Below are 24881 nucleotides of genomic sequence, written 5' to 3'. Positions count from 1 at the left end.
AAAAATGTCTGATAGTGGATTACGCCGGGCGGTGATGGTTCCCGGCGTGGATGCAAGGCTGCGGAACTCGGTCACAGACCAGAGAAATCGGGCGCCCCGAATGGGAGGACAGTATCTGTTAAAGCCCGGTTATCTTCAAGCTGTCACCCTCCAGACTGATCTGTACCGGAGCCTTCCACTGCTGTTTGCGCAGATCCTCGGCTACCTTGTACTGGCCGGCGATGGAGACCAGCTCGGCCTCCAGGCTCTGACAGAAGATGCGGGCCTGGCGGTCGCCTGTAACGCCGGCCAGCGCACGGCCGCGCAATGGGCCATAAACGTGGATGTGGCCGTCAGCCAGTAGCTCGGCGCCGGCGCTGACCGGTGCCAGCACAATCAAATCGCCGCCGCGGGCGTAGATCTGCTGGCCGCCGCGCACCGGCTCGGTGATGATCTTGCCTGAGCCAGCCGGGGCCGGAGCGGGCGCTGCTGGTGCCGGCGCTGGCGCAGGCTCAGCCTTGGGGGCCGGTTTGGGCGCCGGTTCGGCGGCAACTTCAATCGGCTTTTCACGCTGGCGACCCGGCGGCAGCAGCACCATGTCGGCATTGCCCGCCAGCGCGCGAAAGTCTTCGCCGCCGCGCAGCGCAACCGGCTGCAGGCCGTGATCGCGGCAGATGCTCAGCAGGTGGCGCAGGGTCATGTCGCTCAGCGGCTCGCTCAGCTTGTCCAGCGCAATCACCACCGGGGTGTCGACGAAGAAGTTGGGGGCTTGTTCTACCTTCTCGGCCAGTTGCCTGGCGAACTGCTCCGGTGCCAGGCGAATGAGCTCGACCAGTGTCATCGTCAGCATGCCGCCCTTGAGGTGGAATACCGGGTCGTTGTCGAGCAGGTCGAGGGTAGTGTCAGCAGTCATGGTCCATCCCGTTCCTAAAGAATCAGCGCTTCCTTATATAGATTGCCCCTACAGATCGCAAGCCGCGTGCGCCTTGGTTAGAATGTCGGTTTTCGCTGAATGGGCCTGCTGATGGATCGTCCGGGATTTACCGTTGCGCTGCTGCATCCGCGTTACTGGCTGCTCTGGTTGGGACTGGGGCTGCTGTGGCTGGTGGTGCAGTTGCCCTATCGCTGGTTGCTGGGGTTGGGGCGCGCCCTGGGCTGGGGGATGTTTCAGCTGATGAGTGACCGCCGCGAGGTGGCGCGTACCAACCTGGCGCTGTGTTTTCCCGAGATGTCCGAGATGGCCCGTGAGCGGCTGCTGCGGGAGAACTTCGCCTCCAACGGAATTGCCCTGTTCGAGATGGCCATGGCCTGGTGGTGGCCGCGCCAGCGGCTGGCGCGCCTGGCCCACATCGAAGGGCTGGAGCATCTGAACGACGCGGCGGCCCAGGGCAAGGGCGTGGTTTTGATGTCGCTGCATTTCACTACCCTGGAGATAGGCGCGGCGCTGCTGGGTCAGGCGGTGACCATCGACGGCATGTACCGCGAGCATCGCAATGCGGCCTTTGATTTCGTTCAGCGCCGTGGTCGCGAGCGTCATAACCTGGATGCCAAGGCGGTAGAGCGCGAGGACGTACGCAGCATGTTGCGCTCGCTGCGCTCCGGCCGGGCGATCTGGTACGCGCCGGACCAGGACTACGGGCGCAAGGCGAGTGTGTTTGTGCCGTTGTTTGGCGTGGAGGCCGCGACGGTAACTGCAACCAGTACCTTCGCGCGCCTGGGCAAGGCGTTGGTGGTGCCCTTTACCCAAACCCGCCTGGCCGATGGCAGCGGCTATCGGCTGACCGTACATCCGCCGCTGGAAGGCTTTCCGGGCGAGAACGAGACCGCTGATGCGCTGCGCATCAACCAGTGGGTCGAGCAGGCTATTTCGCAGCAGCCTGAGCAATATATGTGGGTGCATCGGCGCTTCAAAACACGGCCGGAAGGCGAGTCGCGCCCCTACGCCAAGCGTCAGCGGCGCAAACGCAGAGCGCGTCGTCGCTGATGCTGGGTGAGACAAGCGGCGCCTGTACCGGGCTGATTCTCTCGGGCGGCGGTGCCCGTGCGGCCTATCAGGTTGGCGTGCTGTCGGTGCTGGCGGAGTTGTTGCCGGCAGGCGCCAGTAACCCTTTTCCGGTGATCTGTGGTACCTCGGCGGGGGCGATCAACGCGCTGGCGCTGGCAACCAATGCCCAGGATTTTGGCGCGGGGGTAGCGCGGCTGCAGCAGGTCTGGTCGGCGTTCTCCTGTGATCAGGTCTATCGCAGCGACTGGCCCGGCGTCACCGCCCAGGCCTGGCGCTGGATACGGGCCAACCTGCTGGGTGTGCCCAGCTCTCAACCTACTGCGATGCTGGACAATGCGCCGCTGCGTAACCTGTTGCAGCGCACGCTGCATTTCGGGCAGATCGATGAGGCTCTGCAGGCCGGCGTGCTGCAGGCGGTGTCGGTCAGCGCCTTTGGTTATCAGTCGGCCGAGTCGGTCAGCTTTTATCAGGGGCGCGACCGCATTCAGCCCTGGTCCCGGCACCGGCGGGTGGGAGTGCAGACGCGGCTGGGGCTGGAGCACCTAATGGCGTCCTCGGCCATTCCGCTGGTGTTTCCGCCGGTGCAGCTCAATCGTGAATGGTTTGGCGATGGTGCGGTGCGTCAGCAGGCGCCGATCAGCCCGGCGCTGCATCTGGGGGCCAATCGGGTGCTGGTCATCGGTGTATCCGACAACCTGGCCAATCAGCCGGCTGGCGGTCGTCGTGGTCCGCGTCTGCGTGTCGCCTTGCCGCCAACCCTGGCGCAGATCGGAGGTCACCTGCTCAGCAGTACCTTTGTCGATAATCTGGAAGCCGATATCGAGTTGCTGGAGCGCATGAACAAGCTGGCTGGCTACTTGCCGGTCGGCTCACGCATGAACGGCAAGGGGCTGCGGCAGGTGGAAGTCGAGGTGATCTCGCCCAGCGAGCCGCTGGATATCATCGCTGCCCGTCATCGCAAACTGCTGCCGCGCAGCTTGCGGGCCTTTCTGCGGGGTAGCGGGGCGACCCGGGCATCAGGCGGTAGCGTGGTCAGCTATTTGCTGTTTGAGGCTGATTACACCCGCGAGCTGATCGCGCTTGGCCGGCGTGATGCGCTGGCCAAGCGCGATCAGTTGCAGCGTTTTCTCAACCTGCCACCAATACACGGATAGCGTCGAGCCGCAGCTTGGCCTGCGCCAAGGCAAGGTCGCCGTCGGCCAGGCGCAGTTGCAGCGCCTTGATCTCATCGTCGCGTACCAGCGGGTTGACCTGCTGCAGCGCTTTGAGACGGTCGATTTCTTCTTCCAGCTCGGCGCGCAGCTGAGCGCGAGCGTCATCAACCAGCTTGCGGTGCTCAGCGTCTGCCGCCTGTTCTGCCTTGTTCAGCAGGCCTTCTACCGGCTCGCGCTGGGTCTTGGCGACCTTCACCGCCAGTTGCCGTGGCAGTGAGTCAATCTGTCCGTCCAGCGTGTCAAATCTGACCTTGGCTGCCAGGTTGTTGCCGTTAATGTCCAGCAGGCAGCGAATCGGCGTGGGCGGCAGTACCCGCTGCAGTTGCAGGGCGCGCGGGGCAACGGCTTCACAGACGTAAATGCATTCGAGCAGCATGGTGCCGGGTTTGAGGGCCTTGTTCTTCAGTAGGCCCACGGCGCTGTTGCCCATGCTGCCGGACAGCACCAGATCTATGCCGCCCTGCAGCATCGGGTGCTCCCAGGTCAGAAACTGCATGTCCTCGCGTGACAGGGCGGTATCCCGATCATAGGTGACGGTAACCCCTTCGTCGTTACCCAGCGGGAAGCCGGCATCGAGCATGCGTTCGCCCGGGCGCAGAATCAGGGCGTTGTCGGAGTGGTCTTCGCTGTCGACGCCAAATACGTCAAACAGGCGTTCCATATAGATTGGCAGCTGGAAGTCGCTGTCCTGTCTTGCGATGGTGTCGATCATCTGGTCAGCATCGGCCTGGCCCCGTGAGTGCAGCTCAAGCAGGCGGTCGCGGCCATTGTGCAGCTCTTGCTCGAGTGCCTGGCGTTCGTTGCGGGCGCGCTCGATCAGCGCATCCCAGCCATCGGTGCCCGGATGATCCAGGTGCTGCAGCAGTTCGCTGCCGTAGCTGTGCTGCAGCGCGTTGCCGGTCGGGCAGGTTGCGCGGAAGGCGTTCAGCGCCTGATCGTACCACTGGAACAGGTGAGCCTGCGCAGTGCCCTCCAGATAAGGGATGTGCAGCTGGATACGGTGCTGCTGACCAATGCGGTCCAAGCGCCCGATGCGCTGCTCAAGCAGGTCGGGATGGGTCGGCAGGTCAAACATCACCAGGTGATGGGCGAACTGGAAGTTGCGGCCTTCACTGCCGATTTCCGAGCAGATCAGCACCTGCGCGCCAAATTCCTCGTCGGCGAAGAAGGCCGCGGCGCGGTCACGCTCGACGATACTCATGCCCTCGTGGAACACGGTGGCGGGGATGCCGCTGCGGATGCGCAGGGCGTCTTCCAGGTCGAGCGCAGTCTCGGCGTGGGCGCAGATCACCAGTACCTTGTTGCGCTTGAGCAGCTTGAGGGTATCGATCAGCCACTCAACACGCGGGTCGGCCTGCCACCAGGGCTGTTCCTGGCCGTCAAAATCGGCCTGCAGTGGTTGCTCCGGGTAGAGCGCCACCTGACCTTCAAGGTCCTGATATTGCTCAGGGCAGGGCAGGGGGTAGGCGTGCAGGTCGCGCTCGGGGAAGCCGGCAATCGCAGCACGGGTGTTGCGGTAGAGCACGCGGCCGGTGCCGTGTCGGTCGAGCAGCTGGCGCACCAGACTGTCACGCGCGGCAGGCGCTTCATCGCCGCCCCTGTCCAGCGCGGCGAACAGTGGGGTTGCGCTGTCACCGAGCCAGCCGGCGATGGCGCTGCGGTCTTCGTCGCTTAGCTGATCCTGTTCGAGCAGGTGCTGCACGGCTTCGGCGACGGGCTGATAGCGCTCCGCTTCCTGGATGAAGTCTTCCAGGCTGTGAAAGCGATCCGGGTCAAGCAGGCGCAGGCGCGCGAAGTGGCTGGCCTGACCGAGCTGTTCCGGGGTGGCGGTCAGCAGCAGGACCGCTGGAGTTTGTCTGGCGAGGGTGTCGACCAGTGCGTATTCGGGGCTGGGGTTGTCTTCATGCCAGACCAGGTGGTGTGCTTCGTCGACCACCAGCAGGTCCCAATCGGCCTGCAGCAGATGATCCTGGGCGGTGGTGTTCTCCAGCAAGAACTCCAGCGCCACCAAGGCCAGTTGCTCTTCCTCGAAGGGGTTGCTGTCGGCGCCGTCACAGCGGTCGGCGTTGAACAGGGCGAATTGCAGGTTGAAGCGGCGGCGCATTTCCACCAGCCACTGATGCTGCAGGTTTTCCGGCACCACGATCAGTACGCGACGGACCCGGCCAGTCTGCAGTTGACGATGCAGAACCAGGCCTGCCTCGATGGTCTTGCCCAGGCCGACTTCGTCGGCCAGCAGCACGCGTGGGGCCATGCGGTCGGCCACATCGCGGGCAATGTGTAACTGGTGACCTATCGGCTGGGTGCGCACACCGGCCAGGCCGAGCAGCGGGGAACGCTGGATACGGCAATAGTGACGCAGGCTTTCGAAACGCAGGCTGAACCAGGGCAACGGATCAATCTGGCTGGCGAACAGTCGATCACTGGCCAGGCGGAACTGGATGAAGTTGTCCAGCATGGTCTCCGGGAAGCTGGCGCTTTCGCCATTTTCGCGCAGGCCTTGATACACCAGCAGGCCATTGGCTTCGCTGACGTCGCTGACCACCAGCTGCCAGCCTTCATGGTGACTGATGGCATCGCCGGGGCTGAAACGCACGCGGGTTAGCGGGGCGTTGCGCAGGGCGTAGTGGCGGGTTTCGCCGCTGGCCGGGTAGAGCACGATCACCACGCGGTCATCCTGTGACAGGACAGTGCCGAGCCCCAGTTCTGCTTCGCTGTCACTGACCCAGCGCTGTCCCGGGATAAAAGCCGTCATGCAACTCTCCTGATGGTGCTGAAAAAAAGGCGCATATCGTACCCGATCACCCGCCATCCCGGAACCGGCGGCTTGCCTTTAGCTGACGGTGGTGGGACATTGGAGCTGGTTAAAAATTGTCCGATTTGTGCGCCAGGTCACCGTTGCGTGGATCAAGGGAACCGATTTCCGGTCGATATAGCAGTGTAGTTGTTGGTTCTTCAGGGAAGATGATCACGAGGGAACAGAGCATGCTGATACCCGGTTTACCGCCAGCCGGTGCGCAGAATGATGCAGTCAAGAGCAGTCGCGAGGTCAAGCCCTCGGCGGCCAGCGAGCCGTTGCACGATGCCGCAGCGCAGCAGGTTGAACGACGTCAGAGCGACCGCGGACGCTGGCCGGAACGCCGGCGTCGCAAGCGTCGGGTGCATACCCGTCAGGAGCAGTCGCCGGAAGAGCGTCAAGCCAGTGCAGATGAACTGGAGCTGCCGGACAAGGGGCTGCTTGTCGATATCGAAGTTTGATAGTCTGAGCGCTGAGTGGAATGCGCTGGTGGGCAGCGCTTCCGTATAGGGTGAGTGGAACCATGACCGACGACAATCGCAGTGGTGACGTGATCGACCTGGGGGAAGCCCGTCGTCAACGTATTCACGATATTCACGATGCCCGCCTGGAGGCCATGCGCGATGCGTTTTCTCGCGCACTGCCGTTGCCTGGCTCCGGCAAGGCCGGCAAGAAAGGCCGCCGCAATAAAAAGAAGAAGTAGCCCCTCTCTTATTGACCCGCGTCAATAACCTTACATCCCGTGCGGCATAACCTGCAGTCATTGCCAACGCAGGAGGTGGGTTATGTATGTTGATGAAGCAGTCATTGCTGGTGTGATCACTGTGGGTTTGATGGTGGCTTTTCTGGGTGGGGTCGGCCTGTTTATCTGGCGCGACGCGCACAAGAAGAAGTCCAAGTAACACTTGGGGTTGTTGACGTTTCGTCCACCCGGCTGTTGCTGCCTGTACCGGCGCAACCCAGGCGGCCCCGCCCGCAGGGCCTCTGGCAGGCGGGCGAGCGAGACGTCAACCGGCCCTGGTAGGCAGGCGCGGTGCGCCGGGGAGGTTTTTGCTCTGCCCTGTGCCTGCTGCAGCGGGCATAATGAGTAATCACCGTTGTCTGGTTATCCGTTATGTCTGTCCGTTCTTCGGCCGGCCGCGTCCGCTGCCCGGTGTGTGCCCGGCCTCAGGCCCAGTGTCTGTGTTCATTGATTCCCCGTTTGTGGCCGCCAACCCAGTTGCTGGTGATCCAGCACCCCGATGAAGCCTCTCATGCGCTCAACACGGCTCGCTTGCTGGTGCCGGGGTTGGTTAACGCTCACTTGCTGATAACCGAATCCCTGCAGGAGCACCCTGCCTGGATGCGGCGTTTGCAGGACCCCCGATGGCGCAATGAGCTGCTGTTTCCTGGCGAGCAGGCGCAAGTGCTGTTGCCCGCCGCCGTCGACCTGCGTCCCAGGCGGCTGGTGCTGCTCGATGGCACCTGGCGTAAGGCGCGCAAGCTGGTTTATCTCAATCCTGTGCTGCAGTCGATGGCGCAGGTATGCCTGCCCGCCGGGCTGGTCAGCCGTTATCGCCTGCGCAAGGTGCCGCAGGCCGGCGCGCTGTCCACTATCGAAGCGGGCGCCGAGGCGCTCTCTGTGTTGCATCCCGGTTTTGACAAGCATGCCCTGCTGGCGCCGTTCGAGGCGCTGATCGAGGGGCAGATCCGCGCCATGGGGCTGGCGCGTTACCAGCAGAACTATGGCGCTGCGTCCGACCCGGCTGTTGAATAGAGAAGCGCATTCACGGCTTTTATTATCCCTTGTCAGCGCTGGCCCGGGCCCGTGGTCTCGCTAGACTGCGCAGAACAGGTCGTCGCCTGTGGCACAACAAGAACAATTAAGGGGATCGCATGCAAGCAACAGGACAGCGGGTCGTTATTACAGGCGCAGGCAGTGGCCTGGGGCGGGAGCTGGCACTGCGTTATGCGCGTGAGGGTGCGCGGCTGGCGCTGGCAGATATTAACGATGACGGGCTGGAAGAAACCCGACGGCTGGCAACGGCGGCCGGAGGCTGGGCGTTTACCCAGCGGTGTGATGTGCGTGACTTCAGCCAGCTGGCGGCGCTTGCGCAAAGTTGTGATGAGCGGTTGAACGGCGTCGATGTGTTGATCAACAACGCCGGCATTGCCTCCGGCGGCTTGTTCTGGGACCTCTCACTGGAGGACTGGGATTCGCAGATTTGCATCAACCTGATGGGCGTGGTGAAGGGTTGCAAGGCCTTTATGCCGCTGTTTATGCGTCAGGGTGCAGGCCGCATCATCAATATTGCTTCTATGGCTGCCCATATTCAAACGCCGGGTATGAGCAACTACAACGTAGCCAAGGCCGGGGTGGTGGCGCTGTCGGAGAGTTTGCTGGCTGAGCTGCACCCTCTGGGCATCAAGGTTAACGTGGTTTGTCCGTCGTTTTTCCAGACCAATCTGCTGGCGTCCTATCATGGCCCGGACACCCAGGCCCGTGATGATATGGCCAAGCTGCTGGAAAGCTCGCCGATCAGTGCTGCCGATGTCGCCGATATCACTTTCCGTGAAAGCGAGGCGGATCAGTTTATGATTCTGCCGCACGAGCGGGGCCGTCTGGCACTGCAGCAAAAACGCGCCGATCCGCAGGTCATCTACGACGAAATGTTCCGCCTGGCTGCCAAACGCGTGCCCGTCAACTGAAGGCCGGTCCGTCGGCAGCCGTCTGTCGACGGACTATGGCGTTTTATCAGCTGTGTCTATTGTGTTTCCTGTTGCGGCCTCGGGGCAGTATGCTTGGCGCCCTTCGAATGGCGGGTTGCCCGTCTGAACCCCTAGGCAAGCAATGAGGTTATCGCAATGCGTGAAGTCGTAATCGTCGACAGCGTCCGCACCGGTCTGGCCAAGTCCTTCCGCGGCAAGTTCAATATGACCCGTCCGGATGACATGGCGGCCCACTGTGTCAACGCGCTGATCGAGCGCACTGGCATTGACCCGAAGATGATCGACGACTGCATCGTCGGTGCCGGCTCCAACGAAGGCGCTCAAGGCCACAACATCGGTCGTAACGTTGCGGTGCTGTCGAAAATGGGTATCGATGTTGCCGGTATGACCCTGAACCGCTACTGCTCCTCCGGTCTGCAGGCGATTGCCATCGCAGCCAACCAGGTTGCTTCCGGTTGCTCCGACGCCATCGTTGCCGGTGGTGTCGAGTCCATCACCATGACGGCCAAGAGCCGCAACACCGACAACTTCGTCAACCCGATCCTGGAAAAAGACTTCCCGGGCATCTACTACCCGATGGGTCAGACTGCCGAGATCGTTGCGCGCCGCTACAACGTCACCCGTGAGCAGCAGGACAACTACGCACTGCAGAGTCAGCAGCGTACTGCCCGCGCCCAGGCCGAAGGCCTGTTCGATGACGAAATCGTGCCGATGAACGTCAAATATCAGGTTCAGGACAAGGCCACCGGCGAAATCACCATCGTTGACGGCGTTGTTGAAGGCGACGACTGCAACCGCCCCGACACCACCATCGAAGGCCTGAACAGCCTGAAGCCGGTGTTTGCCGAAGACGGTTCCGTGACTGCCGGTAACGCCTCTCAGCTGTCCGACGGCGCCTCCATGACCCTGGTCATGAGCCTGGACAAGGCGCTGGAGCTGGGTCTGAAGCCGCTGGCTTACTTCCGTGGCTTCACTGTCGCCGGTTGCGAGCCTGACGAAATGGGCATTGGTCCGGTTTACTCCGTGCCGAAACTGCTCAAATCCCGTGGCCTGACCGTCGACGACATCGACCTGTGGGAGCTGAACGAAGCCTTTGCTTCCCAGTGCCTGTACGCTCGTGACTTCCTCAAGATCGACAACGAGAAATACAACGTCAACGGCGGCTCCATCTCCATCGGTCACCCGTTCGGCATGACCGGTTCTCGTCAGGTGGGTCACCTGGTTCGTGAGCTGCAGCGTCGCGGCAAGCGTTATGGCATCGTCACCATGTGTGTTGGCGGTGGCATGGGCGCAACCGGCCTGTTCGAAGCCTACCGCGGCTGATCCGCGTGGCCGCATCTGCGGCTGCGTCAAGAAGGGCGTCTCCCCCGGTGGGAGGCGCCCTTTTTTGTTGCATCAAGCCACCTTTTCTCCGGTGCTTGGCTGTTTGCCTTGTGGCACAATGCGCTTTTTGCTGACTCGGACAGGAACAGGCGCGTGGGCAATCACCATGGCGGGGCGGACAGAGATGGCGACTGAGCTGCGGCGAGTCGTCTTTGTGCTGCTGCCCGGTGCCCATCCTGGCAGCCTGATGCCGGCGCTGTCGGTCCTGCTGTCGGCCAACCGCATGGCCGAAGAGCCCCTCTATCAGATCGAATGCTGCACATTGGAAGAACAATCAGTGCGCGCGTCCGATGGCCTGTTGCTGCAGCCGGCGCCGTTGCAGAGCTGCGCTCCCGGTTTTGCTCAGTTGTGGCTGGTAGCGGAAAGCCTTGCCGCAGGGGACTCGCTGCCGGACTGGCTGGCGCCGCAGCTTGCCGAATGGCTGGCCGCGGGCGTCCTGGTTGGTGGCCTGGAGGCGGGCGCAGCGGTGCTGGCGGCCTGCGGTGTGCTTGATGGTGCTCGCTGCGCAGTGCATTGGCGCATGCTGGACGAGTTTCGTGAGCGTTTTCCGCAGGTAGAAGCGGTTACCCAGCTGTACGTGCAGGACGCCAATCTGGCCACTAGCAGTGGCGGGCTGGCCAGTACCGACCTGTTGCTCGGCGTGCTGGCGCAAGAGCAGGGCCAGGATCTGGCGGCACTGGTGGCTGAGGATTTGGTGATCGAGCGTACCCGTGACGGCAGCGAGCGTCAGCGCATGCCGCTGCGCAACCGGTTGGGCAGCAGCCATCCCAAGTTGACCCAGGCGGTCATCCTGATGGAATCCAACATTGAAGAGCCGCTGACCACCGATGAAATTGCCCGTCATGTCTGCGTGTCGCGGCGTCAGCTGGAGCGTATTTTCAAGCAGTACCTCAACAGCGTACCGTCGCAGTACTACCTGGAGCTGCGGCTGAACCGGGCTCGCCAGATGCTGCTGCAGACCAGTAAGTCGATTATTCAGATAGGGCTGTCATGCGGGTTCTCCTCAGGGCCGCATTTTTCCAGTGCCTATCGCAACTGTTTTGGCGTGACGCCGCGCGAGGATCGCAATCAGCGGCGAGCGCAGCAGACTGCCGAGAGCAGTACCTGATTGAACCGTCTCGCAGGGGCGAGCGGGTATGACTGCACATCCCTTCGATGTGCCCTTTGATAGCAAGGAGAAGACAGTGTCAGCAATGGTCGGTCGGTCCGATTTTGATCGGGTTATGGTTCCCAATTACGCACCGGTGAATATGGTTCCGGTTCGCGGCGCGGGCTCGCGTCTGTGGGACCAGGAAGGCCGAGAATACGTTGACCTGGCGGGCGGCATTGCGGTGAACGCGCTGGGCCATGCGCACCCGGCGCTGGTTGAGGCGCTAACCGAGCAGGCCGGCAAGCTGTGGCACGTCTCCAATATCATGACCAATGAGCCTGCGTTGCGTCTGGCTGACAAACTGGTGCAGGCCACCTTCGCCGAGCGGGTGTTTTTTGCCAACTCCGGGGCCGAGGCCAACGAGGCCGCCTTCAAGCTGGCGCGTCGCTGGGGGCATAACACCGGCGGTGCGGCCAAGCACCAGATCATCGCCTGCACCAACAGCTTCCACGGTCGCTCGTTGTTTACCGTGAGTGTCGGTGGTCAGCCCAAATACTCCGAAGGCTTCGGCCCTGCCATGGGCGGCATCAGCCATGTGCCCTATCAGGACCTGGCCGCGCTGGAAGCGGCCATGTCCGATGCCACCTGTGCGGTGGTGCTGGAGCCGGTGCAGGGTGAAGGTGGCGTTATACCGGCCAGCAGCGACTACCTGCAGGCGGTGCGCGCAATCTGTGACAAGCATCAGGCGCTCTTGGTGTTTGATGAGGTACAAAGCGGCATGGGTCGTACTGGCAAGCTGTTTGCCTACATGCACAGCGGTGTGGTGCCCGACATTCTGACCAGTGCCAAGAGCCTGGGCGGCGGTTTCCCTATTTCGGCGATGCTGACCACGACGGCGATTGCCGAGCATTTTGCCGTTGGTACCCATGGCAGCACCTACGGCGGTAACCCGCTGGCCTGCGCGGTTGCCGAGCGGGTGCTGGATATTGTCAACACGCCGGCGGTGCTGGATGGTGTAGCGCAGCGGCACCAGCGCCTGCGCGCCGAACTGGAAGCCATGGGCGCTGAGTTCGGTGTGTTTTCCGGTGTGCGTGGCAGCGGTCTGCTGCTGGGGGCGGTGATGAGCGACGCCTGGCGCGGCAAGGCCAAAGACGTGCAGATGCTGGCGCAGGAAGAGGGCGTTCTGGTGCTGCAGGCCGGGCCGGACGTGGTGCGTTTGGCGCCGAGCCTGATTATTGATGAAGCCGATATAGCCGAAGGCCTGGCACGGCTACGCGTTGCGCTGCAGCGCCTAGTCGCCTAGGTCCTGGGAGAAAACTGGATGCTGATGCTGCGTTTGGGCAGGACGGCGGACCTGCCACAGATCGAACGCCTGGCGGCGGCGAGCCCGGTTGGGGTAACCGCGTTGCCGGCCAGTCGCGAGCGGCTGGCCGACATCCTGGCGGCATCGGAAGCCTCCATGGCAGAGGAAGTGACCTTCAGTGGGGAAGAGCGTTATTTTTTCGTGCTGGAAGACACCGCTACAGGCACTCTTGTTGGCTGCAGCGGGATTATCGCTGCCTCCGGTTTTCGCTCTCCTTTTTATACCTTTCGCAACGAAATGTTTGTGCATGCCTCGCGTGAGCTGGGCCTGCACAACCGTATCCACGTGCTGTCGCTCTGTCACGATCTGACCGGGCACAGTCTGCTGGTCGGTTATCATCTGAGCGAGGGCCATCGCACGCCTGAGCTGCTGCAGCTCAATGCCCGCGGTCGTCTGCTGTTTATGGCCAGTCACCCCCAGCGCTTTGCCGAGTCCACCTCGGTGGAGGTGGTGGGTATCAGTGATGACCAGGGTAATGCGCCATTCTGGGACGCAGTGGGTCGTCACTTCTTTGCCGTCAGCTACGCCGAGGCTGAGCGCATCGGTAGCGAGCGCGGGCGCGGCTTCCTGGCAGAGCTGATGCCGGGCTATCCGATCTATGTGCCCATGTTGTCTGACGAGGCTCAGGAAGTGGTCGGGCAGGTCAATCCGAGTGTGCAGGATGTGTTCGACATCCTCATGGATGAAGGATTTGAGACCGACAACTACGTCGATATCTTTGACGGCGGGCCGGTGGTCAACGCGCGTACTGCGATGCTGGCGAGCGTGCGTCACAGCCAGTTGGCTCAGGTTGTGGTTGGCCAGGCGCAGGCCGGCAACGCGCTGTGGCTGGTGGCCAACACCAAGGTCTGCGACTTTCGGGCCTGCGCCTTGCGGTTTGACTGGCAGCCCGGCGAGCCACTGCAGCTGGATGCGGCAACTGCCCAGGCGCTGCGTGTCGCCGAGGGCGACAGCCTGCGCCTGATTAGGGGAGACTGACATGCTGGTACGGGCTGCCAATCTGGGGGATCTGGAGGCGTTGCTGGCGCTGGCGCACAGTGCTGGCGCCGGGCTGACCACACTGCCGGCCAGCGAGGAGCGGCTACGTGAGCGCTTGCAGCTGATCGAGCAAAGTTTTGCCGGCCAGGTACCTCAGGCCGATGCTGATTATTTGCTGGTGCTGGAGGGCGTGGATGGTCGACTGATCGGCTCCAGCGGCATGCTGGGCGCAGCCGGCATGCGCGAGCCCTGGTACAGCTACCGCATGGGGCTGACCGTGGCCGCGAGCGGTGAGCTGGGCGTCTATCGTCAGCATCCGACGCTGTTTCTGGTCAATGATCTGACTGGCGCTACGGCCTTGTGCTCCTACTTTCTTGCCCCCGAGTTTCGTAGCGGGGATACGCCGCGTCTGTTGTCCAAGGCGCGGTTCATGTTCATGGCCGATGCGCCACAGGATTTTTCTGAGCGCGTGGTGGTGGAAATGCGCGGTCGTTCCGATGAGAGTGGCCGTTCGCCGTTCTGGGACAGTCTGGGGCAGCACTTCTTCCGCATGGATTTTGCCCGTGCCGACTATCTGACCGGTTTGGGTAACAAGGCCTTTATTGCCGAAATGATGCCCAAGTTTCCGCTCTACGCCTGCTTTCTCAGTCAGGCAGCGCGTGACGCCATCGGGCAGGTGCATCCGGACTCTGAAGCGGGTCGCCTGGTGCTCGAAGAAGAAGGCATGCGCTATCAGGGCTATATCGACATCTTTGACGGTGGCGCCACGCTGGAGGCGCAGCGTGGACAAATTCGCGCTATCCGCGACAGCCGCACCCTGCTGCTGGCCATCGGTACGCCGGGCGATGAAGCCGAGCCTTATCTCATTTCCAATCGCGGGCGTGATAACTGCCGCATGATTGCCGCCCCGGCGCGCGTGGCTGCCGGCACCCTGGTGGTGGGCGCGGAGTCGGCAGAGCGCCTCAAGTTGCGCGCCGGCACGCTGGTGCGCGCGGTCGCGCTGAACGCCTGAGGGTAGAGCGAGCCTGCGTTGACGGTTATGTGCTGCAGCTCAGGCTAACAGGTCTTGTCGGCACAGGTAGACGCCCAGTGAACCTCATCGGTTGTTTCACGGTCGGAAACTATAGAAGGCATAGTGAATATCAACCGTGGAGCTAGGGTCTGTTAACGTTTCGTTCACCCGCCTGTTGCGTCTGTAAAGCCGCCAATCAAGGAGCGAGGAGCGTAGTTTGGTCATTCCAAATAAGCGACGAGCGACGCTGCGTGGCGGCTTTACAGGCGCAACCCAGAGGGCCGGGGCCATTTTTCGGCCAGGCTGCGTTGTCAGTCGCTTGTGTGGAGCAACCACAGTGCACTCCCTCCGCCTTGCCTGGCCGAAAAATGGCCGCCGGCAGGCGGGTGAACGAAACGTTAACAGACCCTAATGCATCCAGCGCTCTGATGCTTATATAATGCGGCTCTTTGCCAGTCTGGATGCTCCATCTGGGGCAGCCTCCCTAAGCGGCGCAGACCGCGATATGCTCCCGACGTTCAGCTGGCCGACCCGTCTCTGGTAAGGGAATTATGAAAAGCGCAGACATCCGTGAATCCTTCCTCCGTTTCTTTGAAGAAAAGGGGCACACCCGCGTTGCCTCCAGCTCGCTGATTCCGGCCAACGACCCGACACTGCTGTTCACCAACGCCGGCATGAACCAGTTCAAGGACTGCTTCCTGGGCCTGGAGAAGCGCGCCTATACCCGCGCCACCAGCAGCCAGAAGTGCGTGCGTGCCGGCGGCAAGCACAATGACCTGGAGAACGTTGGATACACCGCGCGTCATCACACCTTTTTCGAGATGCTGGGTAACTTCAGTTTCGGCGACTATTTCAAGCGCGATGCCATTCACTACGCGTGGGAGTTCTTGACCTCGGACAAGTGGCTGAACCTGCCGCAGGAGAAACTCTGGGTCACCGTCTACGCCAGTGATGACGAGGCCTACGACATCTGGACTAAGGAAGTGGGTGTGCCCGCTGAGCGCATGGTGCGTATTGGCGACAACAAGGGCGCGCCCTACGCGTCGGACAACTTCTGGGCCATGGGCGATACCGGCCCGTGCGGTCCCTGTACCGAGATTTTCTTTGATCACGGCGCCGATATCTGGGGTGGCCCGCCGGGCTCGCCCGAAGAGGACGGTGATCGCTATATCGAAATTTGGAACAACGTCTTCATGCAGTTCAATCGCACGGCTGACGGCGAGATGCACCCGCTGCCGGCGCCGAGTGTGGATACCGGCATGGGGCTGGAGCGCATCAGCGCGGTCATGCAGCACGTGCATGCCAACTACGAGATCGACCTGTTCCAGAACCTGCTGGCCGCTGCCGCTGAAGCCATTGGCTGTGTTCAGGACAACGCTGCCTCACTGAAGGTTGTTGCCGACCATATCCGTTCCTGCAGCTTCCTGATTGCTGACGGTGTGCTGCCGTCCAATGAAGGCCGGGGCTACGTGCTGCGCCGCATCATTCGCCGCGCCTGCCGCCACGGCAACAAGCTGGGCGCCAAGGGTGTGTTTTTCCACAAGATCGTCGCGGCGCTGGCGGCCGAGATGGGTGATGCGTTCCCCGAGCTGAAAACCCAGCAGGCGCATATCGAGCGCGTGCTGAAGACCGAGGAAGAGCAGTTTGCCAAGACGTTGGATCAGGGCCTGCGCATTCTGGAGCAGGACCTGGCCGAGCTGAAGGGCAGCGAGATTCCCGGCGATGTTGTTTTCAAACTCTATGACACCTACGGCTTCCCGGTGGATCTGACCGGTGACATCGCCCGTGAGCGTGAGCTGACCATCGATGAAGCCGGCTTTGAAGCAGCGATGGAAGCGCAGCGCGAGCGCGCCCGGTCTGCCAGCCAGTTTGGCCTGGATTACAACGCGCTGGTCAAGGTTGATATCGAGACCCGTTTCCAAGGCTACGATGGCACTGAAGGGCAGGGCAGTGTTGTTGCGCTGTTCCGTGATGGCGAGCAGGTCGAGGCGCTGAACGAGGGCGAGAAGGGCGTCGCTGTGCTGGATCAGACGCCGTTCTATGCCGAGTCCGGTGGTCAGGTAGGCGATACCGGTTTTCTGCGTGCTGATGGCGTGCAGGCTGAAGTGTCCGACACCACCAAGGCAGGCAATGCGCACCTGCACCACGTTGTTGTTCAGCAGGGCAGCCTGCGGGTTGGCGAGCAGGTAGCGGCTCAGGTCGACGCCAGCGTACGTCAGGCCACCGCGCTGAACCACTCGGCCACCCACTTGCTGCACGCCGCCCTGCGCCAGGTGCTGGGGGATCACGTGCAGCAGAAAGGTTCACTGGTCGACAGTCAACGTCTACGCTTTGACTTCAGTCACTACGAGGCCATCAAGCCTGAACAGCTGCGCCTGCTGGAAGACATGGTCAACGAGCAGGTGCGTCAAAACTCGGCTGTCGGCGTTGAACTGACCGACATCGAGACCGCCAAGAGCAAGGGCGCCATGGCGCTGTTTGGTGAGAAGTACGGCGATGAAGTACGCGTACTGACCATGGGTAACGGCTTCTCCGTTGAGCTGTGCGGCGGTACCCATGTATCGCGTACCGGTGACATCGGCCTGTTCAAAATTACCGCCGAGAGCGGTATCGCTTCCGGTGTGCGTCGTATCGAAGCGGTCACCGGCGCCGGTGCGCTCGCCTGGGTGGCCGAGACTGAAGAGCGCCTGCGTGACGCAGCGCAGGTAGTCAAAGGCAGCCGCGATACGGTGCTGGATAAGCTGACCGCGCTGGTCGAGCGCAGCCGTCAGCTGGAGAAGGAAGTGGAGCAGCTCAAGGCCAAGGCCGCGAGTGCTGCCGGGTCTGACCTGGCAGCGGCTGCACAGCAGCTGGGTGGTCGCACGGTGCTGGTACAGCGGGTTGACGGCCAGGACGGCAAGGGCCTGATGGCGCTGGTCGATCAGTTGAAGAACAAATTGGGTTCAGCCGCTATCCTGCTGGGTGGCGAACACGACGGCAAGGTCGTGCTGGTGGCCGGGGTCACCAAGGATCTGGCCGGGCCGCTCAAGGCGGGCGACTGGATTCGCACCACCGCCCAGGCTGTTGGCGGCAAAGGTGGCGGACGTCCGGATATGGCGCAAGGCGGAGGCACTGACGTCGCGGCGCTGGATCAGGCGTTGAGCGCAGCGACCGAGTGGGTTGCGCAGCAGTAGGGGCGGCGCTCGCAAGAGCGCTTTTAGACGGGTCGGAAGGCCGACCGCTGGGTGAGGATTGACGTAGCAAAATGGCGCTTATTGTCCAGAAGTTTGGTGGTACCTCGGTTGGCAGCGTGGAGCGAATCCAGCAAGTCGCCGAGAAAATCAAGGGCTTCAGGGAGCGGGGCGATGACCTGGTCGTGGTGGTTTCTGCCATGAGCGGGGAAACCAACCGCCTGATTGATCTGGCCAAGCAGATTCAGGCCGACCCCGATCCGCGCGAGATGGATGTGATTGTCTCCACTGGCGAGCAGGTCACCATCGGCCTGCTGGCCATGGCGCTCAAGGCGATTGGTGTTGAGGCCGTCTCCATGACAGGGCCGCAGGTGCGAATTCTGACCGACAGCGCCCACGGCAAGGCTCGTATCCAGCAGATTGACGACGAGCGTATGCGTCGCGAGCTGGCTGCCGGTCGTGTGGTGATCGTGGCGGGCTTCCAGGGCGCTGACGAGAACGGCGCCATTACCACCCTTGGTCGTGGCGGTTCTGACACCACGGGCGTGGCGCTGGCAGCCGCGCTGAAGGCCGACGAATGTCAGATCTATACTGACGTTGATGGTGTCTATACCACGGATCCGCGCGTGGTCGAGCGCGCTCGTCGACTTGATCGCATCACCTTTGAAGAGATGCTGGAGATGGCCAGTCTGGGCTCCAAGGTGCTGCAGATTCGCTCGGTGGAGTTTGCTGGTAAATACGCAGTGCCGCTGCGTGTGCTGCACAGCTTTAAAGAAGGCCCGGGAACCCTTATTACCCTTGAGGACAACGTATCAATGGAACAACCCGTCATCTCCGGTATCGCGTTCAATCGTGATGAAGCCAAACTGACCATCCGCGGCGTGCCGGATACCCCCGGTGTGGCCTTCAAGATTCTGGGGCCGGTCAGTGCTGCGAACATCGAAGTCGACATGATCGTGCAGAACGTATCGATGGATAACACGACCGACTTCACTTTTACTGTGCATCGCAACGAATTTCGCAAGGCGGAGTCTATTCTCAAGCAGGTAGCCAGCGATATCGGCGCACGCGAAGTGGCGGCTGATGACAAAATCGCCAAGGTGTCTATCGTAGGTGTAGGCATGCGCTCGCATGCGGGCGTGGCCAGCAGCATGTTCGAGGCGCTGGCGGATGAAAGTATCAATATTCAGATGATCTCCACCTCTGAAATCAAGGTGTCGGTGGTCATCGACGAGAAGTATCTGGAGCTGGCAGTGCGTGCGCTGCATACCGCCTTCGGGCTGGATGCTCCGGCTGCCGAGGACGCTTAACGGCGTTGTCGGTCCCGGCTGACCAGCCTTGGCTGGTCAGTTACAAGGGCGCGGTTTCTGGCTGCCGTGTCCGCCTGCGTTGATCTAGGTCGCGTCAGGCTACTAGCCGGTTTTTTGCAGAGCTGTGTCCTGATCATTAGCAAGGAGAAATGGAATGCTGATACTCACTCGACGGGTTGGTGAAACCCTGATGGTAGGTGATGAAGTTACCGTGACTGTCCTGGGTGTCAAAGGCAACCAGGTGCGCATTGGCGTGAATGCGCCGAAAGAAGTCGCTGTTCACCGCGAAGAAATTTACCAGCGCATCCAGAAAGAGAAAGACGAAGAACCAAATAACTAATTTTATTGAGTTTTTCGTTGCAATAATAAAATCACGCGGGTAATATTCCCCGCGTGTTCGGAGAGGTGGCCGAGAGGCCGAAGGCGCTCCCCTGCTAAGGGAGTATACCTCAAAAGGGTATCGCGGGTTCGAATCCCGCCCTCTCCGCCATTTTTAGAGTTGTAGGTTTTGTCAGGTGTTAGTTCTTGAATTTAAAAGAAAAACATTTGACGGCGCGGTAAAAGAGCCTATAATTCGCCCCCACACGCACTCGTAGCTCAGCTGGATAGAGTACTCGGCTACGAACCGAGCGGTCGGAGGTTCGAATCCTCCCGAGTGCGCCATATAAAAAACCCACTGATTTCAGTGGGTTTTTTTTCGTCTTTAGTTTGATGTTACTGATGACAAGGCGAAAAAAATGCGTATAATGCGCCTCCACACGCACTCGTAGCTCAGCTGGATAGAGTACTCGGCTACGAACCGAGCGGTCGGAGGTTCGAATCCTCCCGAGTGCGCCATATAAAGAACCCACTGAATTCAGTGGGTTTTTTTTCGTCTTCATAAAAGTGCAGCTGAGTTGCCGGGCAAAGCCTGATAGGCTGAGTACCAGCTCGCTGTGGCCCGCCTGTCCTGGGCGGCGTCGATTGGTAAATGCCCGCATCCGGGCGGTCGGGAAGCCTTGCCATGTCGGAAATCAACAGAAAATCACCGGAAAGCCTGCAGGATCGCCTTGATCAGGTGCAGGAGCTGTTGGGGCGCCACCGTCTGGTCGAGAACCTGGTGCACAAACAGGACGGCCAGCACCAGGAGTTGGTCGAGCATCTGGTGCATCAGCAGAACCTGGTGGAGCTGCAGCGCAAGCTCGATGAGTTGCACCCGGCGGACGTAGCCTACGTGCTGGAGTCGTTGCCGCTGGAGGAACGTCTGGCGGTCTGGCAACTGGTCAAGACCGAGCGTGACGGCGAGATTCTGCTGGAAGTGTCGGATGCGGTGCGGGAAACGCTGATCGCCGACATGGATAGCCACGAGATCATCGCGGCGGCCAACAGCCTGGATGCGGACGAACTGGCCGATCTGGCGCCCGACCTGCCGCGCGATATCGTGCGCGAGCTGATGGATAGCCTGGATGCGCAACAACGCGACCGTCTGAAGTCGGCCTTGTCTTACGACGAGGATCAGGTCGGAGCGCTGATGGACTTCGATATGCTGACGATTCGTGACGATGTCAGCCTGGAAGTGGTCAGCCGCTATCTGCGCCGCTTTGACGCCTTGCCTGATCACACGGACAAGCTCTTTGTGGTGGACACCGAGGGTCTGCTCAAGGGTGTCCTGTCCATCAAGAAACTGCTGGTCAGCTCGCCGGATGCGCTGGTCGCCGACGTCATGGCGGATGACCCGGTGGTGTTTGATCCGGCCGATGATGCGGGTGAGGCTGCGCAGGCCTTTGAACGTTACGACCTAGTGTCGGCGCCGGTGGTCGACAACCTGGGGCGCCTGTGCGGTCGTCTGACCATTGATGAGATGGTTGACTATATCCGTGAGGAGAGCGAAGCCGAGGTGCTTAATGCCGCCGGTCTGCGTGAGGAAGAGGATATCTTTGCCTCGGTCTGGAAATCCGTGCGCAACCGCTGGGCCTGGCTGGCGGTGAATCTGTGTACCGCGCTGATTGCCTCCCGGGTCATCGGCCTGTTTGAAACGGCCATTGAGCAACTGGTCGCGTTGGCCGCTCTGATGCCTATCGTTGCGGGTATCGGCGGCAACTCCGGCAACCAGACCATCACCATGATTGTGCGCGGTATCGCAACCGGACAGGTGCAGGTTGCCCACGGCAAGCGGCTGTTGCGCAAGGAAGTCGGGGTGGCGCTGATCAATGGCTTGTTCTGGGGGTGTGTACTGGCCGGTATCGCCTACCTGCTATATGGCAGTGTTGCACTGGCCACCGTGCTGTTGGCTGCGATGACGCTGAATATGCTGCTGGCGGCCTGTATGGGGGTATTCATACCTTTGATCAGGCTACGTCTTGGTGGTGACCCGGCTCTGGGCTCAAGCGTACTGATCACCGCGATTACCGACAGTGGCGGGTTCTTTATCTTCCTCGGACTGGCGACATTGTTCTTGCTCTGAGTACTCTCTGCGACCTGTCATCAGGTGTCGCCTTGATTGCCTAAAATGTCACATCAGGATACATTAGGCCGTTTTTTCGCGTGGGAGGCCCGTCCGCAATCGGGCTTTGGTCGTACACCCACTGAAGTTCAACTATTAAAAGAGCAGCATGGACCCAACCATGCCCAGAGCTGCAGGGAGAGAAAATGGAATCAACCAATCTGGTTCTTGAGGGCGTCGAGCTGATGCTTCTCGGGATGGGGGCAGTGTTCTCCTTCCTTATTCTGCTGGTCTGCTGTACCAGCCTGATGTCCGTCATCCTGTCACGTTATTTCCCCGAGGCCGCTCCGGCGCCCAAGCCCGTGCGCAAGAAGCCCAGTGCCGCGCCTGCCAGTGTGGACCCCGATGTCGTTGTCGCCATTGGCGCTGCTATCAAGCAGCACCGCGCGCGTCAGCGCTCCTGATTCCGTTTCGCGGTTTTCACCATTAAAAATCAAATAAAGGCCATGACACTATGACCGATAACAAACAGCCTCTGGGCATTACCGATGTCATCCTGCGTGACGCACACCAATCCATCCTGGCCACGCGCATGCGTCTGGACGATATGTTGCCGATCGCCGGCAAGCTGGATCAGGTTGGCTTCTGGTCCGTTGAGTCCTGGGGCGGCGCAACCTTTGATGCCTGTATCCGTTACCTGGGGGAAGATCCGTGGGAGCGCATTCGCGCCCTGAAAAAGGCCATGCCCAACACCCGTCAGCAAATGCTGCTGCGCGGTCAGAACCTGTTGGGTTACCGCCATTACGCCGACGACGTGGTTGAGAAGTTCGTTGAGCGCGCTGCCGTCAACGGTGTGGATGTATTCCGCGTATTTGACGCGATGAACGATCCGCGCAACCTGGAAACCGCGCTGAAAGCCGTCAAGGCGCAGGGCAAGCATGCCCAGGGCACTATTTCCTACACCACCAGCCCGGTGCACACCCTGCAGATGTGGGTCGATCTGGCCAAGCAGATTGAAGACATGGGTGCCGACTCCATCGCCATCAAGGATATGGCGGGCATTCTGAACCCCTACGTTGCGTTCGATCTGGTCAGCCAGCTGAAGTCCACGCTGAGCATTCCGGTTCACATGCAGTGCCATGCGACCGCTGGTCTGTCCACTGCCGCCATCCTCAAGGCCGCTGAAGCCGGTATCGACAATGTCGATTCCGCCATCTCTTCCATGTCGATGACCTACGGTCACTCGCCGACCGAGTCGGTCGTTGCCATCTTCCAGAACTCCCCGCGCGACACCGGCCTGAATCTGGAGCTGCTGGAAGAAGTGGCTGCCTACTTCCGTGAAGTGCGGAAGAAATACGCCAAGTTTGAAGGCAACCTGCGTGGCGTTGATTCCCGCATTCTGGTCGCTCAGGTACCGGGCGGTATGCTGACCAATATGGAAAACCAGCTCAAGGAGCAGGGCGCCAGCGACAAGTTTGACGAAGTGCTGGCGGAAATCCCGCGCGTTCGCGAAGATTTGGGCTTTATCCCGCTGGTGACCCCTACCTCGCAAATTGTTGGCACCCAGGCGGTTATCAACGTGCTGACTGGCGAGCGCTACAAGTCGATCACCAAGGAAACCGCAGGCGTTCTGAAGGGCGAGTACGGTGCAGCGCCGGCGGCCTTTAATGCCGAGCTGCAGGCGCGCGTTCTGGATGGTGCCGAAGCCATTACCTGCCGTCCGGCTGACCTGCTGGAAGCGGAAATGGACAAGCTGACTGCCGAGCTCAAGGGCCTGGCCAGCGAAAAGGGCATCAAGCTGGCCGAGAACGAGATCGACGACGTTCTGACTTACGCGCTGTTCCCGCAGATTGGCCTCAAGTTCCTGGAAAACCGTGGCAACCCGGACGCCTTCGAGCCGGTGCCTACCGGTAACGAACTGCCCGCAGCCGGCAAGTCGACGGACCCGCAAGCCTACACCGTTGCCGTCAACGGCAAGGAGTACGTTGTTCAGGTGACCGAGGGTGGTGATATCTCCGGCATCAAGCCGATTGGCGAGAGCGCTGCACCTGCGCCGGCCGCTACGCCAGCGGGCGAAGGTGAGCCGCAAGTGGCGCCGCTGTCGGGCAACATCTTCAAGGTGCTGGTCAGCGTCGGCGACGCTGTGGAAGAGGGTGATGTTGTCATGATCCTCGAAGCCATGAAGATGGAAACCGAAGTCCGCACCCAGCGCGCCGGTACCGTTGCCTCCGTTGACGTCAAGGTTGGCGACGCGGTTGCCGTCGGCGACACTCTGCTGACCATCGGCTAAGGGAGAGACTAATGGATAAGCTTCTCCAGCTATGGCATACCACGGGTATTTACCACATGGCCCCTGGCCAGGCGGTGATGATCCTGGTGTGTTTTGGTCTCATCTACCTGGCTATTCGCAAGGGCTTTGAGCCGCTGCTGCTGATCCCGATCGGTTTTGGCGGCATCCTGGCCAACCTGCCGGTTGCCAACATGGCGCAAGGCTCGGGCATTCTGCACCTGATCTATGAAGTGGGTCTGCCGACCAGTGTCTTCCCGCTGCTGATCTTCATGGGCGTGGGCGCCATGACCGACTTCGGTCCGATGCTGGCCAACCCCCGTACCCTGCTGCTGGGCGCCGCTGCGCAGTTCGGTATCTTCGGTACGCTGCTCGGCGCTCTGGCACTGACCGCGGCCGGTATCCCGGGCTTTGAGTTCACTATGAAGGAGGCAGCATCCATCGCCATTATCGGTGGTGCGGATGGTCCAACCTCCATCTTCGTGACCTCCAAGCTGGCGCCGGATCTGCTGGGTCCGATTGCCGTAGCTGCTTATTCCTACATGGCACTGGTGCCGCTGCTGCAGCCGCCGATCATGCGGGCACTGACCAACCAGAAAGAGCGTGGCATTGTCATGACTCAGCTGCGCGTGGTCAGCAAGTCGGAAAAGATCATCTTCCCGCTGTTGCTGCTGATGCTGGTTGCTCTGCTGCTGCCTGATGCCGCTCCGCTGGTGGGTATGCTGTGTTTCGGCAACCTGATGCGTGAGTGTGGTGTGGTTGAGCGTCTGGCGGATACCACGCGCAATGCGCTGATCAACATTGTGACTATTGGTCTGGGGCTGGCGGTTGGCTCCAAGCTGTCTGCTGATTCATTCCTGCAGCTTAAGACTCTGGGTATCCTGGTGCTGGGCATGCTGGCGTTCTGCGCTGGTACTGCTGCAGGTGTACTGATGGCCAAGTTGCTCAACCTGGTCAGCAAAAACCCGATCAACCCGCTGATCGGTTCTGCCGGCGTATCGGCGGTGCCCATGGCGGCGCGGGTATCCAACCGTGTCGGTCTGGAGACCAATCCGCACAACTTCCTGTTGATGCATGCGATGGGTCCCAACCTGGCCGGTGTGATTGGCTCGGCGGTAGCGGCAGGTATCCTGCTGAACTTCGTCGGCTGATATTGCAGGCA

At 61.2% G+C, this 24881-nt stretch carries 21 protein-coding genes and 3 tRNA genes; 22 read left to right on the top strand and 2 right to left on the bottom strand.

What is annotated here, in order from left to right; genetic code table 11:
• Positions 1-118: 118 nt before the first annotated feature.
• Complete coding sequence (minC, locus tag ASB58_RS10205; protein ID WP_118130431.1) at positions 119-892, bottom strand: septum site-determining protein MinC; 774 nt, start codon at positions 890-892, stop codon at positions 119-121.
• Between the two features lie 111 nt (positions 893-1003).
• Here minC and ASB58_RS10200 point away from each other — a divergent pair, with 111 nt between their 5' ends.
• Complete coding sequence (locus ASB58_RS10200; protein ID WP_118130578.1) at positions 1004-1963, top strand: lipid A biosynthesis lauroyl acyltransferase; 960 nt, start codon at positions 1004-1006, stop codon at positions 1961-1963.
• Complete coding sequence (locus ASB58_RS10195) at positions 1963-3138, top strand: patatin-like phospholipase family protein (protein ID WP_118130429.1); 1176 nt, start codon at positions 1963-1965, stop codon at positions 3136-3138. Before ASB58_RS10200 ends, ASB58_RS10195 begins: the two co-directional genes overlap by 1 nt.
• Here the strand turns inward: ASB58_RS10195 and rapA are convergent.
• The gene (gene rapA, locus ASB58_RS10190; protein WP_118130427.1) at positions 3113-5953 is read right to left on the bottom strand and encodes an RNA polymerase-associated protein RapA; all 2841 of its coding nucleotides are present in this window, start codon (positions 5951-5953) and stop codon (positions 3113-3115) included. The genes ASB58_RS10195 and rapA overlap by 26 nt on opposite strands.
• A gap of 230 nt (positions 5954-6183) precedes the next feature.
• On the opposite strand from rapA, the gene ASB58_RS10185 reads away from it, so the two are divergent.
• The 20 genes from ASB58_RS10185 (at position 6184) to ASB58_RS10095 (ending at position 24870) form a co-directional block, all read left to right on the top strand.
• Positions 6184-6456 carry a hypothetical protein gene (locus ASB58_RS10185; RefSeq protein WP_096004267.1) on the top strand — a complete coding sequence of 91 codons (273 nt, stop codon included), beginning with the start codon at positions 6184-6186 and terminating at the stop codon, positions 6454-6456.
• Between the two features lie 62 nt (positions 6457-6518).
• Positions 6519-6698, top strand: coding sequence for a hypothetical protein (locus ASB58_RS10180; protein ID WP_096004266.1), 180 nt, complete (start codon positions 6519-6521; stop codon positions 6696-6698).
• An 82-nt stretch (positions 6699-6780) separates the two neighbouring features.
• Positions 6781-6897 (top strand): cytochrome c oxidase subunit CcoM, encoded by a 117-nt coding sequence (gene ccoM / locus ASB58_RS20365; protein ID WP_281254814.1) that lies wholly within the window; start codon positions 6781-6783, stop codon positions 6895-6897.
• Between the two features lie 212 nt (positions 6898-7109).
• Positions 7110-7751: a tRNA-uridine aminocarboxypropyltransferase gene (locus ASB58_RS10175; RefSeq protein ID WP_118130425.1), complete on the top strand. Its 642-nt coding sequence runs from the start codon at positions 7110-7112 to the stop codon at positions 7749-7751.
• 119 nt (positions 7752-7870) lie between these two features.
• Positions 7871-8683 carry an SDR family oxidoreductase gene (locus ASB58_RS10170; protein WP_118130423.1) on the top strand — a complete coding sequence of 271 codons (813 nt, stop codon included), beginning with the start codon at positions 7871-7873 and terminating at the stop codon, positions 8681-8683.
• A 156-nt stretch (positions 8684-8839) separates the two neighbouring features.
• Positions 8840-10027, top strand: coding sequence for a thiolase family protein (locus tag ASB58_RS10165; protein WP_096004263.1), 1188 nt, complete (start codon positions 8840-8842; stop codon positions 10025-10027).
• Between the two features lie 184 nt (positions 10028-10211).
• Positions 10212-11195 carry a GlxA family transcriptional regulator gene (locus ASB58_RS10160; RefSeq protein ID WP_194294995.1) on the top strand — a complete coding sequence of 328 codons (984 nt, stop codon included), beginning with the start codon at positions 10212-10214 and terminating at the stop codon, positions 11193-11195.
• A gap of 28 nt (positions 11196-11223) precedes the next feature.
• Complete coding sequence (locus ASB58_RS10155) at positions 11224-12480, top strand: aspartate aminotransferase family protein (RefSeq protein WP_118130421.1); 1257 nt, start codon at positions 11224-11226, stop codon at positions 12478-12480.
• 18 nt (positions 12481-12498) lie between these two features.
• Positions 12499-13518: an arginine N-succinyltransferase gene (locus ASB58_RS10150; protein WP_118130419.1), complete on the top strand. Its 1020-nt coding sequence runs from the start codon at positions 12499-12501 to the stop codon at positions 13516-13518.
• Position 13519: 1 nt separating this feature from the next.
• Positions 13520-14530 (top strand): arginine N-succinyltransferase, encoded by a 1011-nt coding sequence (gene astA / locus ASB58_RS10145; RefSeq protein ID WP_118130416.1) that lies wholly within the window; start codon positions 13520-13522, stop codon positions 14528-14530.
• 551 nt (positions 14531-15081) lie between these two features.
• Positions 15082-17703 (top strand): alanine--tRNA ligase, encoded by a 2622-nt coding sequence (alaS, locus tag ASB58_RS10140; protein WP_118130414.1) that lies wholly within the window; start codon positions 15082-15084, stop codon positions 17701-17703.
• Positions 17704-17774: 71 nt separating this feature from the next.
• Positions 17775-19010, top strand: coding sequence for an aspartate kinase (locus ASB58_RS10135; protein WP_118130411.1), 1236 nt, complete (start codon positions 17775-17777; stop codon positions 19008-19010).
• Between the two features lie 154 nt (positions 19011-19164).
• Positions 19165-19350, top strand: a complete 186-nt coding sequence (gene csrA / locus ASB58_RS10130; protein ID WP_083724804.1) for a carbon storage regulator CsrA — start codon at positions 19165-19167, stop codon at positions 19348-19350.
• A 59-nt stretch (positions 19351-19409) separates the two neighbouring features.
• Positions 19410-19500 (top strand) — tRNA-Ser (locus tag ASB58_RS10125).
• A gap of 96 nt (positions 19501-19596) precedes the next feature.
• Positions 19597-19673 (top strand) — tRNA-Arg (locus ASB58_RS10120).
• Positions 19674-19770: 97 nt separating this feature from the next.
• Positions 19771-19847 (top strand) — tRNA-Arg (locus ASB58_RS10115).
• Positions 19848-20013: 166 nt separating this feature from the next.
• Positions 20014-21453: a magnesium transporter gene (gene mgtE / locus ASB58_RS10110; RefSeq protein ID WP_096004257.1), complete on the top strand. Its 1440-nt coding sequence runs from the start codon at positions 20014-20016 to the stop codon at positions 21451-21453.
• Positions 21454-21638: 185 nt separating this feature from the next.
• Positions 21639-21896 carry an OadG family protein gene (locus ASB58_RS10105; protein WP_118130408.1) on the top strand — a complete coding sequence of 86 codons (258 nt, stop codon included), beginning with the start codon at positions 21639-21641 and terminating at the stop codon, positions 21894-21896.
• 50 nt (positions 21897-21946) lie between these two features.
• Entirely contained in the window at positions 21947-23722 is a 1776-nt protein-coding gene (gene oadA, locus ASB58_RS10100; protein ID WP_118130406.1) for a sodium-extruding oxaloacetate decarboxylase subunit alpha, read from the top strand.
• An 11-nt stretch (positions 23723-23733) separates the two neighbouring features.
• On the top strand, positions 23734-24870 hold the full coding sequence (locus ASB58_RS10095) for a sodium ion-translocating decarboxylase subunit beta (RefSeq protein ID WP_118130404.1): 1137 nt from the start codon (positions 23734-23736) through the stop codon (positions 24868-24870).
• Positions 24871-24881: the final 11 nt, after the last annotated feature.

Source organism: Pseudomonas abyssi (genome assembly GCF_003444685.1).
Lineage (GTDB): Bacteria > Pseudomonadota > Gammaproteobacteria > Pseudomonadales > Pseudomonadaceae > Halopseudomonas > Halopseudomonas abyssi.
The sequence above is the reverse complement of the archived record's forward strand: the minus strand, read 5'-3'. Positions and strand labels throughout refer to the sequence as shown.

Bases quoted from the DNA above. Each gene is read 5' to 3' on its own strand.
- minC (WP_118130431.1), bottom strand. From the start codon at position 892: ATGACTGCTGACACTACCCTCGACCTGCTCGACAACGACCCGGTATTC.
- ASB58_RS10200 (WP_118130578.1), top strand. From the start codon at position 1,004: ATGGATCGTCCGGGATTTACCGTTGCGCTGCTGCATCCGCGTTACTGG.
- ASB58_RS10195 (WP_118130429.1), top strand. From the start codon at position 1,963: ATGCTGGGTGAGACAAGCGGCGCCTGTACCGGGCTGATTCTCTCGGGC.
- rapA (WP_118130427.1), bottom strand. From the start codon at position 5,953: ATGACGGCTTTTATCCCGGGACAGCGCTGGGTCAGTGACAGCGAAGCA.
- ASB58_RS10185 (WP_096004267.1), top strand. From the start codon at position 6,184: ATGCTGATACCCGGTTTACCGCCAGCCGGTGCGCAGAATGATGCAGTC.
- ASB58_RS10180 (WP_096004266.1), top strand. From the start codon at position 6,519: ATGACCGACGACAATCGCAGTGGTGACGTGATCGACCTGGGGGAAGCC.
- ccoM (WP_281254814.1), top strand. From the start codon at position 6,781: ATGTATGTTGATGAAGCAGTCATTGCTGGTGTGATCACTGTGGGTTTG.
- ASB58_RS10175 (WP_118130425.1), top strand. From the start codon at position 7,110: ATGTCTGTCCGTTCTTCGGCCGGCCGCGTCCGCTGCCCGGTGTGTGCC.
- ASB58_RS10170 (WP_118130423.1), top strand. From the start codon at position 7,871: ATGCAAGCAACAGGACAGCGGGTCGTTATTACAGGCGCAGGCAGTGGC.
- ASB58_RS10165 (WP_096004263.1), top strand. From the start codon at position 8,840: ATGCGTGAAGTCGTAATCGTCGACAGCGTCCGCACCGGTCTGGCCAAG.
- ASB58_RS10160 (WP_194294995.1), top strand. From the start codon at position 10,212: ATGGCGACTGAGCTGCGGCGAGTCGTCTTTGTGCTGCTGCCCGGTGCC.
- ASB58_RS10155 (WP_118130421.1), top strand. From the start codon at position 11,224: ATGACTGCACATCCCTTCGATGTGCCCTTTGATAGCAAGGAGAAGACA.
- ASB58_RS10150 (WP_118130419.1), top strand. From the start codon at position 12,499: ATGCTGATGCTGCGTTTGGGCAGGACGGCGGACCTGCCACAGATCGAA.
- astA (WP_118130416.1), top strand. From the start codon at position 13,520: ATGCTGGTACGGGCTGCCAATCTGGGGGATCTGGAGGCGTTGCTGGCG.
- alaS (WP_118130414.1), top strand. From the start codon at position 15,082: ATGAAAAGCGCAGACATCCGTGAATCCTTCCTCCGTTTCTTTGAAGAA.
- ASB58_RS10135 (WP_118130411.1), top strand. From the start codon at position 17,775: ATGGCGCTTATTGTCCAGAAGTTTGGTGGTACCTCGGTTGGCAGCGTG.
- csrA (WP_083724804.1), top strand. From the start codon at position 19,165: ATGCTGATACTCACTCGACGGGTTGGTGAAACCCTGATGGTAGGTGAT.
- mgtE (WP_096004257.1), top strand. From the start codon at position 20,014: ATGTCGGAAATCAACAGAAAATCACCGGAAAGCCTGCAGGATCGCCTT.
- ASB58_RS10105 (WP_118130408.1), top strand. From the start codon at position 21,639: ATGGAATCAACCAATCTGGTTCTTGAGGGCGTCGAGCTGATGCTTCTC.
- oadA (WP_118130406.1), top strand. From the start codon at position 21,947: ATGACCGATAACAAACAGCCTCTGGGCATTACCGATGTCATCCTGCGT.
- ASB58_RS10095 (WP_118130404.1), top strand. From the start codon at position 23,734: ATGGATAAGCTTCTCCAGCTATGGCATACCACGGGTATTTACCACATG.